This window comes from Streptomyces sp. NPDC111656 (assembly GCF_055656965.1).
Map to the genome: position 1 here is coordinate 36,160 of NZ_JBVKCA010000018.1, position 14,411 is coordinate 50,570.

The window sequence follows — 14,411 nt, forward strand, 5'->3', positions numbered from 1 at the left end:
ACGGGCTGCGCCCGCTGGGTCGGGGCTGTGCCCGTCGTGTCGGGCTGCGCCCGAGGTGCCGGGGTTGTGCCCGACGCCGTCAGGCCGCGCCCGTCGTGTCGTGGCCGTGCCCGGTGTGCTGGGGCTGCGCCCGACGTCGTCAGGTCGCGCCCGACGTACGGGCCTTGCCTGCTGCGTCGGGGCTGGGCCCCTCGTGCCAGGACGGCGCTTGACGCATCGGGTCGCGCCCGAGGCGTCAGCGCTTCGCTCCGCGTGTCTCAGGTCTGCGACCGACGCATCCGGCCGCGCCCGAGGCGCCACGGCCGAGGCCGAGGGAGCAGGGCCGCGCCCGAGGGATCAGGGGCGCGCCTGGCGGGGTGGGGGCGTGTCAGAGTTGTGCGCCTGAGAGGCGTTCCACGGAGCGGAGGAGGGCCGAGTGGTCGAGGCCGCCGTCGCCCTGGGCGCGCAGGGAGGCGACGAGCTGGGCGACCACGGCGCCCACCGGCAGCGCGGCGCCGACCGTGCGGGCGGCGTCCGTGACGATGCCCATGTCCTTGTGATGCAGGTCGATGCGGAAGCCCGGCTTGAAGTCGCGGTTCAGGAAGTTGTCCTTCTTCCGCGTCAGTACGGTGGAGCCGGCAAGACCGCCGCCCAGGACGTCGAGCGCGGCCTTCAGGTTCACGCCGGACTTCTCCAGGAAGACCACGGCCTCGGCGCACGCCTGGATGTTCACGGCGACGATCAGCTGGTTCGCCGCCTTCACGGTCTGGCCGGAGCCGTGCGGACCGCAGAGCACGATCGTCTTGCCGAGCGCCTCGAAGAGCGGCTCGGCCTCGTCGAAGTCGGCCTGCTCGCCGCCGACCATGATCGACAGCACGGCCTCGATCGCCCCGGCCTCGCCGCCGGACACGGGAGCGTCCAGAACCCGGATCCCCTTCGCGGCGGCCGCCTTCGCGAGGTCCACGGAGGTCTGCGGGGTGATCGACGACATGTCGATCAGCAGCGCGCCGGACCTCGCGTTCTCCAGGATGCCGTCGGGCCCGTACGCGATGGCCTCGACCTGCGGGGAGGCGGGCACCATCGTGATCACCACGTCGGCGTCCCGCACGGCCTCGGCGATCGAACCGGCGGCCCTACCGCCCGCGGCGGCGAGGCGCTCCAGCTTGTCCTGCTCCAGCGTGAACCCGGTGACGTCGTACCCGGCCTTGACCAGGTTCTCCGACATGGGGGAGCCCATGATGCCGAGACCGATCCAGGCGACCGCCGGGCGGGCCGGACGGTTCGGGTGGGAAGTATCTGCAAGAGTGCTGCTCATGAGGGTGCCTCTCTGACTGCTGTGGTACGTCGATGAGTTGCCGCTCAGCGGGCGGCTCGGGCCGCGGCCGGCAGCCAGTCGAAGGCCGCCGCGCTCGGACGGTCGCCCGGCTTGTACTCCAGGCCGACCCAGCCCTCGTAACCGGCCTTCCTCAGCCGGCCGAGCAGGTCCTCCAGGGGCAGGGTCCCGGTGCCCGGGGCGCCGCGCCCCGGGTTGTCGGCGATCTGCACGTGGCCGGTCTTCGCGGCGTACCGCTCGATCACCGACGGCAGGTCCTCGCCGTTCATGGACAGGTGGTACAGGTCCATGAGGAACCGGGCGTTGCCGAGGCCGGTCGCCTCGTTGACCCTGTCGACGACGGCGACTCCCGCCGGGGCGCTCACCAGGGGATAGAGCGGCGACTCGGGCTGGTTGAGGGTCTCGATCAGGAGGATCGCGCCGATCCGGTCGGCGGCCCGTGCCGCGAGGGCCAGGTTCTCCAGCGCGAGCGCGTCCTGCTCGGACGCCTCCACGCCCTCGACGCGGTTGCCGTACAGCGCGTTGAGGGCCTTGCAGCCCAGCGACCGCGCGAAGTCGGCCGCCACGTCGATGTTGGCGCGGAACCGCTCCGACTCCACGCCGGGGATCGACAGCGCGCCCCGGTCGGGGCCGGGCAGCTGTCCGGCGTAGAAGTTCAGCCCCGTCAGCTGGACGCCCGCGTCCTCGATCGCCTTCTTCAAGGCGTCGAGTTCGGACCGCTCGGGGGTGGGGGAGTCGACCCAGGGCCACCACAGTTCGACCGCGGTGAAGCCCGCCGCGGCGGCGGCCGCGGGGCGCTCCAGGAGCGGGAGTTCCGTGAAGAGGATCGACAGGTTGACGTTGAAGCGTTGCTCGGTGGCTGTGCCCCATTCGGAACCCGGCATGTGGCTCGGCGCTCCCTTCCGTGTCGAGACGTTCGTCGGCGAGAGTCGAGACGTCAATGAATTCCGTATTGTGGAAGTTAGTTTCTGCTTAATGGAAGACTGCCGTCGGGCGTCGAGGCTTGTCAAGAGGGGGCTGCCGGAAAATCGACACCGCGCAGTAGGTTGAGCGCGTGCGATTGAGAGTGGAGTTCACGACCGAGCCCTTCGATCTCGACGAGGCGCCCCCGCACGCGCTGGTCGCCCGCGAGGTCATCGAGGCGGCCGAACTGGACGCCGTGGACGTCGGCCCGTTCGGCAACACCGCCGAGGGGGACGCGGACGCGGTGCTCACCGCGGTCGACGCGCTGCTGCGCCGGGCTCTGGCGGCCGGTGCCACCAGGGTCTCGCTGCAGGTGAACGCGGTCGGGGAGGGCGATAAGTGACCGGTATCGGAGACGACCCCTTCGTCGCGGCGGTCAAGCCGCTGGTCGACGCCATGGGGGGCGAGATGGTGGCGCCCGACCTGGCCGGACCCGACGACGTCGTGCTCTCCTGGGAGGGCGCGGACGTGGTCGCCGTACGGCTGCCGCAGCTGGCCGACTCGCTCGATCACATCCTGGCCGCCCTGGAGCGCAAGCAGGGCAAGCCGCTGGCCGACCTCGACCGCAAGTCCAAGCAGGAGGTCGTGCGGGTGCTCGAGGCCCGCGGAGCCTTCTCGGTGCGGCACGGCGTGGAGACGGTGGCGAGCGCGCTGGGCGTCAGCCGCTTCACCGTCTACAACTACCTGAACCGCGAGAAGGAGGCCTGAGCGCCGGGCGTCGGTGGTCGCCACGCGCGGGGCGTCGGTTGTTACCTCGATTTTTCAACAAAGTGTTGACGTGGTGTTTCCGAGGGCGTTAGCTAGCCGCAGCCCGTCCAGCACAAGGCCACGGAGGCTTCCCGTGACTTCGAGTACGACACCCGGCGGCCTCGCCCGGTTCAACGCCCTGGAGGAGCACGCGGCCCACGCCGCCCTCCACGAGGCGTGCGCGTCGACGGCCTGGGTGCGCGCCCTGCTCGCCGACCGCCCGTACACCACCCCCGACGACCTCTTCGCCGCGAGCGACGCCGCCATGGCCGAGCTGACCGCCGAGGACCTGGCGGAGGCGATGGCGGGGCACCCGCCGATCGGGCGGCCGAAGCACGGGGACCCCACCTCCTCCCGGGAGCAGCGCGGCATGGCCGGCGCCTCCGCGGAGCTCAAGGAGGAGATGCTCGAACTGAACCTGGCGTACCAGGAGAGGTTCGGCCATGTCTTCCTGATCTGCGCCACCGGCCGGACCGGCGAGCAGATGCGCGACGCGGTCAAGGAACGGATCGGCAACTCGCCCGAGCAGGAGCGCGAGATCGTCCGCTCCGAACTGGGCAAGATCAACCGCATCCGGCTGGCCCGTCTCGTGGAGGAGGAGAACGTATGAGCACCGACACCACCGCATCCGTGTCCACGCACATCCTGGACACCAGCGTCGGACGCCCCGCCGAGGGCGTCGCCGTCCGGCTCGCGGCCCGTGGCGGCCGCACGGCGGACTGGCGGGAGCTCGGCGGCTCCGCCACCGACGCGGACGGGCGGTGCAAGGACCTCCCGGCGCTGCCGGAAGGGACGACCCATGTACGGCTCGACTTCGAGGTCGAGGCGTACTTCGAGAAGAAGCAAGCCGATGCGCAGCAGGACGCCCCCGCGAATCGGGACAGCGGTGCGAGCGGAGTGTTCTTCCCCGAGGTGACGATCACCTTCGCCGTCAGGCCGGGCGAGCACTACCACGTACCGCTGCTGCTCAACCCGTTCGGCTACTCCGTTTACCGAGGGAGCTAGCAGAAATGACTGACAATTCCCACCGCGGACGCCCTGTGATGCTGGGACAGAACCAGTACGGCAAGGCCGAGAACCGCGTCGTGAAGATCACCCGCGACGGCGCGACGCACCACATCAAGGACCTGAACGTGTCCGTGGCGCTGAGCGGCGACATGGAAGAGGTCCACTACTCGGGCTCCAACGCGAACGTCCTGCCGACGGACACCACCAAGAACACGGTGTACGCCTTCGCCAAGGAGTACGGCATCGAGTCCGCCGAACAGTTCGGCATCCACCTCGCCCGGCACTTCGTGACCTCGCAGGAGCCGATCAGGACCGCGCGCATCCGCATCGAGGAGTACGCCTGGGAGCGCATCGAGACCTCCGACGCCAACTCCAGGTTCATCGGCGCCGACGACGTCAAGCACTCCTTCGTCCGCAAGGGCCAGGAGACCCGGGTCACCCAGATCACCTATGACGGCTCGTCGTGGGAGGTCATCTCGGGACTGAAGGACCTCGTCGTGATGAACTCGACGAACTCCGAGTTCTGGGGCTACGTCAAGGACAAGTACACGACGCTCCCCGAGGCGTACGACCGCATCCTGGCCACCCAGGTATCCGGCCGCTGGCGCTTCAACTGGACCGGCGACGAGCAGAAGATGCCCAACTGGGAGAAATCCTACGACCAGGTCAGGAAGCACATGCTCCAGGCCTTCGCGGAGACCTACTCCCTGTCGCTGCAGCAGACCCTGTACCAGATGGGCTCGCGGATCATCGAGAACCGCAGCGAGATCGACGAGGTCCGCTTCTCCCTCCCCAACAAGCACCATTTCCTCGTCGACCTGGGGCCGTTCGGGCTCGAGAACGACAACGAGGTGTACTACGCGGCCGACCGGCCCTACGGACTGATCGAGGCCACCATCCTGCGCGACGGCTGCGAGCCGCACATCCCGGTGGACCTCACCAACCTCTGAGCCGGCCTCCGAGCAGGCCTCCGAGGCCTTGGCGAAGGCCCCTCCTTCGGCACCCGTGGCGTCGACAGCCGCGGCACTCAAACCTCCTAGGGTCCTGCCGTGCCCACCCCTCGAAACGAAGAAGGACGCACCATGGCAGCATCGGCAGAAGTCCAGCGCATCGTCATCGAGAACTGTGCGATCGCGACGGTGGACGCGGGCGACACCGAGCATGCATCGGGCCATGTCGTCGTCGCGGGCAACCGCATCGAGTCGCTCGGCGCGGGCAGGGCCCCGGAGGGCCTGGAGAACGTCGTACGCCGTATCGACGCCACGGGCCACCTCGTGACCCCCGGCCTGGTCAACACCCACCACCACTTCTACCAGTGGATCACCCGCGGCCTGGCCACCGACCACAACCTCTTCAACTGGCTCGTCGCGCTCTACCCGACCTGGGCGCGCATCGACGAGCGGATGGTCTCCGCCGCCGCGCAGGGCTCCCTCGCCATGATGGCCCGGGGCGGTGTCACCACCGCCATGGACCACCACTACGTCTTCCCGCAGGGCTCCGGCGACCTGTCCGGCGCCATCATCCGGGCCGCCCGCGAGATGGGCGTCCGCTTCACCCTCGCCCGCGGCTCCATGGACCGCAGCGAGAAGGACGGCGGGCTGCCGCCGGACTTCGCCGTCGAGACCCTCGAAGGCGCCCTCGCCGCCACCGAGGCAACCGTCGACGAGCACCACGACCCCTCCTTCAGCGCCATGACCCAGGTGGCCGTCGCACCCTGCTCGCCCTTCTCCGTCTCCACCGAACTCATGCGTCAGGGCGCCGAGTTGGCCCGCCGCAAGGGCGTACGACTGCACACGCACGGCTCGGAGACCGTGGAGGAGGAGCAGTTCTGCAAGGAGCTGTTCGGCATGGGCCCGACCGAGTACTTCGAGTCCACCGGCTGGCTCGGCGAGGACGTGTGGATGGCGCACTGCGTCCACATGAACGACTCCGACATCGCCGCCTTCGCCCGTACGAAGACCGGTGTCGCCCACTGCCCCTCGTCCAACGCCCGTCTCGCGGCCGGTATCGCCCGCGTCCCGGACATGCTCGCGGCCGGCGTCCCGGTCGGCCTCGGCGTCGACGGCACCGCCTCGAACGAGTCCGGCGAACTCCACACCGAACTGCGCAACGCCCTCCTCATCAACCGCCTCGGCGCCCACCGGGAAGCCGCCCTGAACGCCCGTCAAGCGCTGCGCCTGGGCACCTACGGCGGCGCCCAGGTCCTGGGCAGGGCGGCGGAGATCGGTTCCCTGGAGCCGGGCAAGCTCGCCGACCTCGTGCTGTGGAAGCTGGACACCCTCGCGCACGCCTCGATCGCCGACCCGGTGACCGCGTTGGTCTTCGGCGCGGCCGCCCCGGTCACGCTCTCGCTCGTGGGCGGCGAGCCGGTGGTGGAGAACGGCCGGCTGCTGCACGTCGACGAGGACGACATCGCCCGCGCCACGCGGGCGGAGGCACAGCGCCTCGCGCGGATTGCCGCGGGGGCCTGACCCACTGAAAGAACTCCGGCCGAGGGGGACGGCCCTCGGCCGGTAGCCGTGGACCCGAGCGGGGTCCATGGCGGCCGTCTCCGGGGCGTGCATGCACGTGCACGCCCCGGAACGGTCTCCCTTGCCCTTTTTGGGGCGTTCCGTCCCCCGGTCCCGCATGACCGCGCACCACCTCCTGAAACCCACGTCAGAGCCGACGTGTTACCCGCCCGGAGGAGCCGCCGTGACCGCCCACCCCGTCGACGAGAAACTGCCCGCACTCAAGATGGCTACCACAGGTCTGCAACACGTGGCCGCCATGTACGCGGGAGTCGTCGCCCCACCCCTGATCGTCGGCGCCGCCGTCGGTCTGTCCCCCGCCGAGCTGACCTTCCTCACCGGCGCCTGCCTGTTCACCGCGGGCCTCGCCACCTTCCTGCAGACCCTCGGCTTCTGGAAGATCGGAGCGCGGCTGCCGTTCGTCAACGGCGTCACCTTCGCGGGCGTCGCCCCCATGACCGCCGTCGTCGCCTCCACCAAGGACAGGTCCGACGCCCTGCCGATCATCTTCGGCGCGGTGATGGTCGCGGGCGTCCTGGGCTTCGTGGCGGCCCCCTTCTTCAGCAAGGCCGTCCGCTTCTTCCCGCCCGTCGTCACCGGCACCGTCATCACCCTCATAGGTGTCTCGCTGCTGCCGGTCGCCTTCGGCTGGGCGCAGGGACCCGATCCCGCGGCGCACGACTACGGTTCGCCGACCTACCTGGGCCTCGCGGCGGCCACGCTCGTGCTCGTGCTGCTGCTGCGCCGCTTCACCCGCGGTTTCGTCAAGCAGATCGCCGTGCTGCTCGGCCTGGTCGTCGGCACGCTGGTGGCGATCCCGTTCGGTGCCACGGACTTCGGTCCGGTGACCGACGCGGACGTGGTCGGCTTCCCGACGCCGTTCCACTTCGGCGCCCCGCAGTTCCAGCTCGCCGCGATCCTCTCGCTGTGCGTGGTCATGGTGGTCTCGATGACCGAATCGACCGCGGACATGCTGGCGTTGGGCGAGATCGTCGAGCGTCCGGCCGACGAGCGGACCATCGCGGCGGGCCTGCGCGCGGACACCCTCGGCTCGGCCCTCAGCCCGCTCTTCAACGGCTTCATGTGCAGTGCCTTCGCGCAGAACATCGGGCTGGTCGCGATGACGCGGATCCGCAGCCGGTACGTCGTCGCCACCGGCGGCGGTTTCCTGGTGCTGATGGGCCTGTGCCCGATGGCCGCGTCGCTGATCGCCGTCGTACCGCGCCCGGTCCTCGGCGGGGCGGGCGTCGTCCTGTTCGGCTCGGTCGCGGCGAGCGGCATCCAGACCCTGGTCAGGGCCGGCCTGGAGAAGGACAACAACGTCCTGATCGTCGCCGTGTCACTGGCCGTCGGAATCATCCCGATCACCGCGCCGGACTTCTACCACGCGTTCCCCCAGACCGCGCGGATCGTCCTGGACTCGGGGATCTCCACGGGGTGCGTGGCGGCCGTCCTGCTCAACCTCGTCTTCAACCACCTGGGCCGAAACCGGGACGACGACGAGGTCACGGCCCCGATGGAGCCGGGCGAGGAGATCGCGGACCGGCGCACCGGTCCCGGCCCCGCGGTGGTGGGCGCGTAGCGGTCCGGGCCAGGATCCGCACCCCGGGGCCGGATGATCCGCACCCCGGGGCCGGGTCTCGGTCTCAGCCGATGTGGTAGCTGTCCCCGTACACCTTCCAGTCCAGTGGCGGATCGAGGTTCAGGTTCCGCTTTTGCAGGAACACCCGCTGTTCGGTGTCGACGCGGGTGGTGTCGGAGTGGGCCTCTTCCTGCTTCATGGCCCAGACGCGCGCGTCGAGGAAGGCGTTCAGATACGTCACCTCGTTGCCGCCCTGGGCCGGCGGCTTGGCCTTGGCCAGGGCGCGCCTGCGGATGTTGCTGAAGCTGGTGCTGTCGCCGCCGTCGCCGTGCATCACGATGGCGTCGTAGTAGGTGAACTGGCCGAGGACGCCGATGCCGTCGGTCTTGCCCTGGGCGACGGCGGGGTCGAAGTAGACCCGGTCGCGCTCGTCGTTCTGGGCCTGCTGGAACGCCGAGTCCTGCGCGGCCTTGCGCCAGTCGGCGGGGAAGCCGGGGTCCAGGCCCTGGTGCGAGTCGCCGCCGTTCACCTCGCGCAGGGCGGGCAGGTACTTGGCGAGCACGTTGCCCGGCTTGCGCCGGGTGTACAGCTCGACCAGGTCCAGCATGTCCCCGGTGCCCGAACAGAAGCCGATGATGCCGGCCGTGTAGCCGCGCCCGTCACCGATGTCCTCGATGTACTTGTACTGCGCCTTCCAGTCCAGCGAGGAGTTCTCCGCGCTGGAGACCAGCTTCATCGCGATCTCCTTCTTCGCCGGGTCGTCCAGGCCGCCGGAGGCGGCGGCCTGGGACTGGGTCGCGAGGAGGGGGCCTGCCACGAGCGAGGCTCCGATCAGGGTGAGCAGGGTGCGCCGTGAGGTGTGGAGCTGGGGACCTATGTGGGGGGTGTGCACGGTACCTCCGATGAGGGGAGTGATGCGTCCACGTACTGTTAGGAAAGTTTCCTACCAGAGATTCCGGACGGCGTACACCCGCCCAACGAGACGGAGTTGACGCTCCCTCCGCGGCTGCCGGGTGCCCCTGAGGCAGCGGCTGGGCGGGCAGTCCTGGTCAGGACCGGTCGCGAGGGGAAAGGCGCGACATCACTCGCTCGGGCCGGGCCGACGAGGTGTGCGGGACGTGTCCCCGCCCCGGCCGCAGGATCGCCGCCGCCAGGACCAGGGCCGCCAGCGCGATCCCCGTGGCCACCGTGAACGCCAGCCGGTAGCCGTCCGCCAGGGCCGCCACGGTCCCCTCGCCCCCACCGGTCAGACGCTCCGTACGGCTCGCCGCCAGCGTCGTCAGCACGGCCAGTCCCAGCGAACCGCCCACCACCTGCGTGGTGTTGAAGAGTCCGGAGGCCAGTCCCGCGTCCTCCTCCCGGGCGCCCGTCATGGCGAGCCCCGTCACCGCGGGCATCGCGGCCGCGAAACCGGCGGCGAGCAGCAGCATCGCCGGCAGTACGTCCGCGACGTACGAGCCGTCGGCCGGGGCCCGGCTCAGCAGGGCCATGCCTCCGGTGATGAGAACGAGCCCGGCGAGCAGCACCCGGTACGGACCGAACCGGGCGATCGTCCGCGCGGACAGGGTCAGCATCAGCACCCCGATCGCGATCGGCGCGGGGAGGAACGCGGTGCCGGTGGCCAACTCGCTGTACCCGAGGACGCGTTGGAGGTAGAGCGCACCGATGTACTGGAAGCCGAACATCCCCGCGACCATCAGGATCTGCACCCCGTTGGCGCCGCTCAGGGCGCGCGAGCGGAAGAGCCGCAGCCGCAGCAGCGGACGGGCGGCCCGCGCCTGACGCAGGACGAAACCGACGTGGAGACCGAGCGCGAGCGCGGCCGACGCGAGCGTGACGCCCAGACTCCGGTCGCCCGCGCCGACGATCGTGTACACCGTCAGCATCAGCGCGCCCGTGATCAGCGCCGCGCCCGGATAGTCGGCGCCCTTGCCGAGTCCGACTCCCCGGTCCGGGGCGAGGATCCGGATCGCGGCTAGCCACGCGACCACTCCGATCGGCAGGTTGATCAGAAAGATCCAGTGCCAGCCGACCGTCTGGGTCAGCGCCCCGCCGAGGAAGGTGCCGAGCGCCCCGCCCGCCGCGCCGACCGCGCTGAACACCGCGATGGCGCGGGCCTGTTCACGCGGTTCGGGGAAGAGCGCGACCAGCATGCCGAGGACGACGGCCGAGGTCATCGCCCCGCCGACACCCTGCAGGGCGCGGGCCGCGACCAGCAGGCCCCGGCCGGTGGCGACCCCGCACCACACGGACGCCGCCGTGAACACCACGAGCCCGGCGGCGAACATCCGCCTGCGCCCCACGAGGTCCCCGAGCCGGCCCACGAGCAGCAACAGCCCCCCGAACGGGATCAGATACGCGTTCACCACCCAGGCGAGCCCCGGCCCCGAGAACCCCAGATCACTCTGGATCGCGGGCATCGCGACGGTGACGATGTTCCCGTCCAGGATCGTCATCAGGGTGCCCGCGCACAGGACGACGAGCGAGGCCCAACGGGAGTACGGTCGGGGGACCGGCGGCTCGGACGGTGACTCGGTCCGGAACGGCATGAGGACGACCTCCATGTATGCGACCACGTGTGCGACGCGTTTCCATAGGTGCACGACTTGTAACGGGGTACATCGTGAGTGACCATGGAGATCGGCATAAGGAGGCACCTCAATGTCCCAAGGGAACACCGGTGTTACCCCGCAGGTCGTGCACGCGCAGGCGTGCCCCGTCCGCGAGGTTCTTGACAGGGTCGCCGGGAAATGGAGCGTGCAGATCATCGTGGCCGCCGCGCACGGCCCGATCCGCTTCACCGAACTGGAGCGCAGCATCGACGGCATCAGCCGCCGCATGCTCACCCTGACGCTGCGCAATCTGGAGCGCGACGGACTCCTCACCCGTACCGTGCACCCGATGGTCCCGCCCAAGGTCGAGTACGAACTCACGCCGGTGGCCGCCGAGTTGCACGCCACCCTGCTGTCCCTGACGGACTGGGCGGAGCGGCACCGCGTCACGATCGCCGAGGCGCGCGCGGCCTACGACGCCCAGCACAGCCCGGAGCTGCTGGACGCGTAGACCGCGCCACGCGGGATGGGCTCAGAGGCCGAAGACGCTCGGATCGGTGGCCAGCGCGCGGAAGTACACGCGGGGGTCCGCGACCAGCCTGCGCTCCTTGAGGTCCAGCAGCCCACCCACCGCGGTGAACTCGGCGGCCACCGTGCCGTCCGCCTTCCGTATCGTCTGCCCGATCCGGAAGGTCTTGCCCTCACCCCAGGTGAACGCGCAGGTCACTTCGGTCCGGTCCCCCGCACGCAACTCCCGCAGATAGCGGATCGTCGTCTCCAGGGTCACCGGTCCCACACCCTTGGAGACCAGGTCGGTCTGGCCTATCCCGGCCGCATCGAGTAAGCACCAGCGGGCGTGTTCGGCGTACTGCAGATACACGCTCTGGTTCAGATGCCCCTGGGTGTCGGTCTCGTACCCGCGAACGGTCACGGGCACGGAAAACGGCTCAGCCACGACATTCCCTTCTTCGATCGTGTGTACGACGGCCGGAACGGACGCCACTCTACTGAGGAGTGGAAGGGAATCGAGGGACCTCACGCCCGCCGGGGTGAGGCGAGCACATACCGCGCTCGTGTACGCGGCTCCGTGTGCTCGCCGACCTGCCAGCCCGCCCTCTCCAGCGTGGCCGCGCAGGCCCGCAACGCCTCTGCGTCCGGCTCGCGCAGGGCGACGGCCTCCGGCTGCGGAGTCGCCCGCACCCGATAGCCGGGGCCTTCCCCTGCCGCGGGACGGTGCCCGGCGGCCTCCAGAGCGAGCGCGGCGGCCTGCACCAGATGCGTACGTTCCCATCCGCACGGGCGGTCCACCGCCCCGTCCCGGTTGGTCATCCGCCGTAGCTCCAGCAGCCCTTGCCAGGCACTGTGCACCTCGCGTGTGCGGGAGGGGCCGCCGACGGCGTTCTCCTCGCCGCCGATCCGCGCGGTGAACACACCCGAGTCGGAGGGGGCTGCGGAAGGCTCAGGCGCCGCAGTCGGCTCGGACGTCTCCCGTATCCGGTGCCCGGCGGGCGTCAGAAAGTGGTCGTGCGGCGGTCGCGGATGCCGGAAGGCGAGCCCCCGCTTCACCAGCGCGGCGAGCTGCGCGTCCGTCCCCTTCAGCCGCCCGGTCACCGGGTCCGCCGCGTCGATGACACGCCGCTGCGCGACGGTCGGCGGTCGTGTCATGACGGCACCCCTTTCCGTACGTCGGCCGCAACGCCCCGTCAGGGCGCGGCGAAACGCGCGTCCCCCTGGGCCGACCCCGATCCCGGCCCACTCGAAGATTACGACGGGGGTCTGACATTCCAGCCGGCCACGACATGCCGCCGATGCTCGGTGCTCAGCCGGCTCACCGTCCCGGTGGCGAGCTGGAACAACGCGCCGTCCGAAGCCCGCAGCCCCAGCCGCCGCGCGGTCAGCACCCGCAGAAAGTGCCCGTGGGAGATGAGGACGACACTGCCCTCCGCCTCGGCGAGCGCCGCGTCGACCTTGGCGAGCATCCGCTCCGCCCGCGCCCCGACCTGCTCCGGGCTCTCCCCGGGATGCTCCGGCGGCCCCGGCGCGACCCCGTCGTCGAACAGGAACCAGTCCGGCCGGGTCCGGTGGATCTCCACGGTCGTGATCCCTTCGTACCCGCCGTAGTCCCACTCGCACAGGTCCGCGTCCACCCGCGCCCCCTCGACCCCGGCCAGCCGGGCCGTCTCCCGCGCCCGTTGCATCGGGCTCACGAACGCCGCCGCGATGTGGTGCGAGGCGACCAGCGGGGCCAGCCGCTTGGCCTGCTCGCGTCCGTTCTCCGTCAGTGGGATGTCGGTCGATCCGGTGTGCCGCCCGGACAAGGACCACTCGGTCTCGCCGTGCCGCACGAGGATCAGGTCACCCATGTACGACACCCTTCTCCGGTCCTGTCACTCCTTCCGTACGGTGTCATCGCCCCCGGCGGTCCGCAGGTCGGAGTGCGCCATACGGCGGCCCTACTGTCGATACCCGCCCAGGAACCGTCCGATCCGACTGATCGCCGCGTCCAGGTCGTCGGCGTGCGGGAGGGTGAGGATGCGGAAGTGGTCGGGGCGGGGCCAGTTGAAGCCGGTGCCCTGGACGACCTGGATCTTCTCGCGGAGGAGGAGGTCCAGGACGAACTTCTCGTCGTCGTGGATCTTGTGGACCTCGGGGTCGATGCGGGGGAAGGCGTACAGCGCGCCCTTGGGCTTGACGCAGGAGACGCCCGGGATCTCGTTGAGCTTCTCCCAGACACGGTTGCGCTGTTCGTGGAGGCGGCCGCCGGGCGAGGTCAGTTCGTGGATGGACTGGCGGCCGCCGAGCGCGGCCTGGATGGCGTACTGGGCGGGCGCGTTGGGGCACAGCCGCATGGAGGCCAGCATGGTCAGGCCTTCCAGGTAGTTGCGGGCGTGCTGCTTGGGGCCCGTCACCACCAGCCAGCCCGAGCGGAAGCCCGCCACCCGGTACGTCTTGGACAGACCGCAGAAGGTGAGGACCACCAGGTCGGGGGCGAGCGCCGCGGCCGAGTGGTGGACCGCGTCGTCGTACAGGATCTGGTCGTAGATCTCGTCCGCGAAGACCATCAGGCCGTGCCGGCGGGCGAGGCCGAGGATGCCCTCGATGATCTCCTGGGGGTAGACCGCGCCGGTCGGGTTGTTGGGGTTGATGACGACGACCGCGCGGGTGCGGTCGGTGATCTTCGACTCCATGTCGGCCAGGTCCGGGTACCAGTCCGACTGTTCGTCGCAGAGGTAGTGGACCGCCTTGCCGCCCGCGAGGGTCGTGACGGCCGTCCAGAGCGGGAAGTCCGGGGCGGGGATGAGGACTTCGTCGCCGTCCTCCACCAGCGCCTGGACCGCCATGGAGACCAGTTCGGAGACACCGTTGCCGAGGAAGACGTCGTCCACGCCGACCTCCAGGCCCCGTTCCTGGTAGCGCTGGGCGACCGCGCGGCGGGCGGAGAGGATGCCGCGCGAGTCGGTGTAGCCGTGCGCCTGCGGCAGCATCCGGATCATGTCCTGGAGGATCTCCTCCGGCGCCTCGAAACCGAAGAGCGCGGGGTTGCCGGTGTTGAGGCGCAGCACGCTGTGGCCCGCCGCCTCCAGTGCGTCGGCGTGCTCGATCACCGGGCCGCGGATCTCGTAACAGACCTCGCTGAGCTTGCTCGACTGCCGGAACTCCATGCGCTGTGTCCTCCGGTTCGTGGTGTTGCTTGGTTTTACCAAGTGAGTGCTTGGAAAGTCCAACAACATGTCTAG

At 70.2% G+C, this 14,411-nt stretch carries 16 protein-coding genes; 8 read left to right on the plus strand and 8 right to left on the minus strand.

Annotated features, from left to right (window positions below; translation table 11 throughout):
- Positions 1–367 precede the first annotated feature (367 nt).
- Positions 368–1,294, minus strand: coding sequence for a 2-hydroxy-3-oxopropionate reductase (locus ACZ7M3_RS39170; RefSeq protein WP_472070001.1), 927 nt, complete (start codon positions 1,292–1,294; stop codon positions 368–370).
- 44 nt (positions 1,295–1,338) lie between these two features.
- A complete protein-coding gene (locus ACZ7M3_RS39175; protein WP_472070003.1) occupies positions 1,339–2,196 on the minus strand; it encodes a TIM barrel protein in 858 nt (285 codons plus the stop codon).
- A 170-nt stretch (positions 2,197–2,366) separates the two neighbouring features.
- On the opposite strand from ACZ7M3_RS39175, the gene ACZ7M3_RS39180 reads away from it, so the two are divergent.
- The 7 genes from ACZ7M3_RS39180 (at position 2,367) to ACZ7M3_RS39210 (ending at position 8,122) form a co-directional block, all read left to right on the plus strand.
- On the plus strand, positions 2,367–2,618 hold the full coding sequence (locus ACZ7M3_RS39180) for a YkoF family thiamine-binding protein (protein WP_054237051.1): 252 nt from the start codon (positions 2,367–2,369) through the stop codon (positions 2,616–2,618).
- Entirely contained in the window at positions 2,615–2,983 is a 369-nt protein-coding gene (locus ACZ7M3_RS39185; protein WP_120985817.1) for a helix-turn-helix domain-containing protein, read from the plus strand. Before ACZ7M3_RS39180 ends, ACZ7M3_RS39185 begins: the two co-directional genes overlap by 4 nt.
- 133 nt (positions 2,984–3,116) lie before the next feature.
- Complete coding sequence (gene uraD, locus ACZ7M3_RS39190; protein WP_472070005.1) at positions 3,117–3,632, plus strand: 2-oxo-4-hydroxy-4-carboxy-5-ureidoimidazoline decarboxylase; 516 nt, start codon at positions 3,117–3,119, stop codon at positions 3,630–3,632.
- On the plus strand, positions 3,629–4,027 hold the full coding sequence (uraH, locus tag ACZ7M3_RS39195; protein WP_060894368.1) for a hydroxyisourate hydrolase: 399 nt from the start codon (positions 3,629–3,631) through the stop codon (positions 4,025–4,027). Before uraD ends, uraH begins: the two co-directional genes overlap by 4 nt.
- Positions 4,028–4,032: 5 nt before the next feature.
- The gene (gene pucL, locus ACZ7M3_RS39200; protein ID WP_095851870.1) at positions 4,033–4,980 is read left to right on the plus strand and encodes a factor-independent urate hydroxylase; all 948 of its coding nucleotides are present in this window, start codon (positions 4,033–4,035) and stop codon (positions 4,978–4,980) included.
- Positions 4,981–5,112: 132 nt separating this feature from the next.
- Positions 5,113–6,501 carry an 8-oxoguanine deaminase gene (locus ACZ7M3_RS39205; protein ID WP_472070007.1) on the plus strand — a complete coding sequence of 463 codons (1,389 nt, stop codon included), beginning with the start codon at positions 5,113–5,115 and terminating at the stop codon, positions 6,499–6,501.
- 223 nt (positions 6,502–6,724) lie between these two features.
- Positions 6,725–8,122: a nucleobase:cation symporter-2 family protein gene (locus tag ACZ7M3_RS39210; RefSeq protein ID WP_472070009.1), complete on the plus strand. Its 1,398-nt coding sequence runs from the start codon at positions 6,725–6,727 to the stop codon at positions 8,120–8,122.
- A 64-nt stretch (positions 8,123–8,186) separates the two neighbouring features.
- Here the strand turns inward: ACZ7M3_RS39210 and ACZ7M3_RS39215 are convergent, their stop codons facing one another.
- Both ACZ7M3_RS39215 and ACZ7M3_RS39220 read right to left on the minus strand, forming a co-directional pair.
- Positions 8,187–9,014 carry a chitosanase gene (locus ACZ7M3_RS39215; RefSeq protein ID WP_472070011.1) on the minus strand — a complete coding sequence of 276 codons (828 nt, stop codon included), beginning with the start codon at positions 9,012–9,014 and terminating at the stop codon, positions 8,187–8,189.
- Positions 9,015–9,171: 157 nt separating this feature from the next.
- Positions 9,172–10,671, minus strand: coding sequence for an MFS transporter (locus tag ACZ7M3_RS39220; RefSeq protein ID WP_472070013.1), 1,500 nt, complete (start codon positions 10,669–10,671; stop codon positions 9,172–9,174).
- Between the two features lie 112 nt (positions 10,672–10,783).
- On the opposite strand from ACZ7M3_RS39220, the gene ACZ7M3_RS39225 reads away from it, so the two are divergent.
- Positions 10,784–11,185: a winged helix-turn-helix transcriptional regulator gene (locus ACZ7M3_RS39225; protein WP_450434209.1), complete on the plus strand. Its 402-nt coding sequence runs from the start codon at positions 10,784–10,786 to the stop codon at positions 11,183–11,185.
- Between the two features lie 21 nt (positions 11,186–11,206).
- On the opposite strand, the gene ACZ7M3_RS39230 is transcribed toward ACZ7M3_RS39225, so the two are convergent.
- The 4 genes from ACZ7M3_RS39230 to ACZ7M3_RS39245 form a co-directional block, all read right to left on the minus strand.
- On the minus strand, positions 11,207–11,629 hold the full coding sequence (locus ACZ7M3_RS39230; RefSeq protein ID WP_472070015.1) for an acyl-CoA thioesterase: 423 nt from the start codon (positions 11,627–11,629) through the stop codon (positions 11,207–11,209).
- A gap of 80 nt (positions 11,630–11,709) precedes the next feature.
- Complete coding sequence (locus ACZ7M3_RS39235) at positions 11,710–12,339, minus strand: hypothetical protein (RefSeq protein ID WP_472070017.1); 630 nt, start codon at positions 12,337–12,339, stop codon at positions 11,710–11,712.
- A 98-nt stretch (positions 12,340–12,437) separates the two neighbouring features.
- Positions 12,438–13,037 carry a histidine phosphatase family protein gene (locus ACZ7M3_RS39240; RefSeq protein ID WP_388520091.1) on the minus strand — a complete coding sequence of 200 codons (600 nt, stop codon included), beginning with the start codon at positions 13,035–13,037 and terminating at the stop codon, positions 12,438–12,440.
- 90 nt (positions 13,038–13,127) lie between these two features.
- Complete coding sequence (locus tag ACZ7M3_RS39245) at positions 13,128–14,336, minus strand: pyridoxal phosphate-dependent aminotransferase (protein WP_472070019.1); 1,209 nt, start codon at positions 14,334–14,336, stop codon at positions 13,128–13,130.
- Positions 14,337–14,411: the final 75 nt, after the last annotated feature.

What these genes read in the sequence shown, in the direction of transcription:
- ACZ7M3_RS39245 (WP_472070019.1), bottom strand. Translation starts at nt 14,336, where the DNA reads ATGGAGTTCCGGCAGTCGAGCAAGCTCAGCGAGGTCTGTTACGAGATC.
- ACZ7M3_RS39225 (WP_450434209.1), top strand. Translation starts at nt 10,784, where the DNA reads ATGTCCCAAGGGAACACCGGTGTTACCCCGCAGGTCGTGCACGCGCAG.
- pucL (WP_095851870.1), top strand. Translation starts at nt 4,033, where the DNA reads ATGACTGACAATTCCCACCGCGGACGCCCTGTGATGCTGGGACAGAAC.
- ACZ7M3_RS39240 (WP_388520091.1), bottom strand. Translation starts at nt 13,037, where the DNA reads ATGGGTGACCTGATCCTCGTGCGGCACGGCGAGACCGAGTGGTCCTTG.
- ACZ7M3_RS39220 (WP_472070013.1), bottom strand. Translation starts at nt 10,671, where the DNA reads ATGCCGTTCCGGACCGAGTCACCGTCCGAGCCGCCGGTCCCCCGACCG.
- ACZ7M3_RS39235 (WP_472070017.1), bottom strand. Translation starts at nt 12,339, where the DNA reads ATGACACGACCGCCGACCGTCGCGCAGCGGCGTGTCATCGACGCGGCG.
- ACZ7M3_RS39175 (WP_472070003.1), bottom strand. Translation starts at nt 2,196, where the DNA reads ATGCCGGGTTCCGAATGGGGCACAGCCACCGAGCAACGCTTCAACGTC.
- uraH (WP_060894368.1), top strand. Translation starts at nt 3,629, where the DNA reads ATGAGCACCGACACCACCGCATCCGTGTCCACGCACATCCTGGACACC.
- ACZ7M3_RS39170 (WP_472070001.1), bottom strand. Translation starts at nt 1,294, where the DNA reads ATGAGCAGCACTCTTGCAGATACTTCCCACCCGAACCGTCCGGCCCGC.
- ACZ7M3_RS39205 (WP_472070007.1), top strand. Translation starts at nt 5,113, where the DNA reads ATGGCAGCATCGGCAGAAGTCCAGCGCATCGTCATCGAGAACTGTGCG.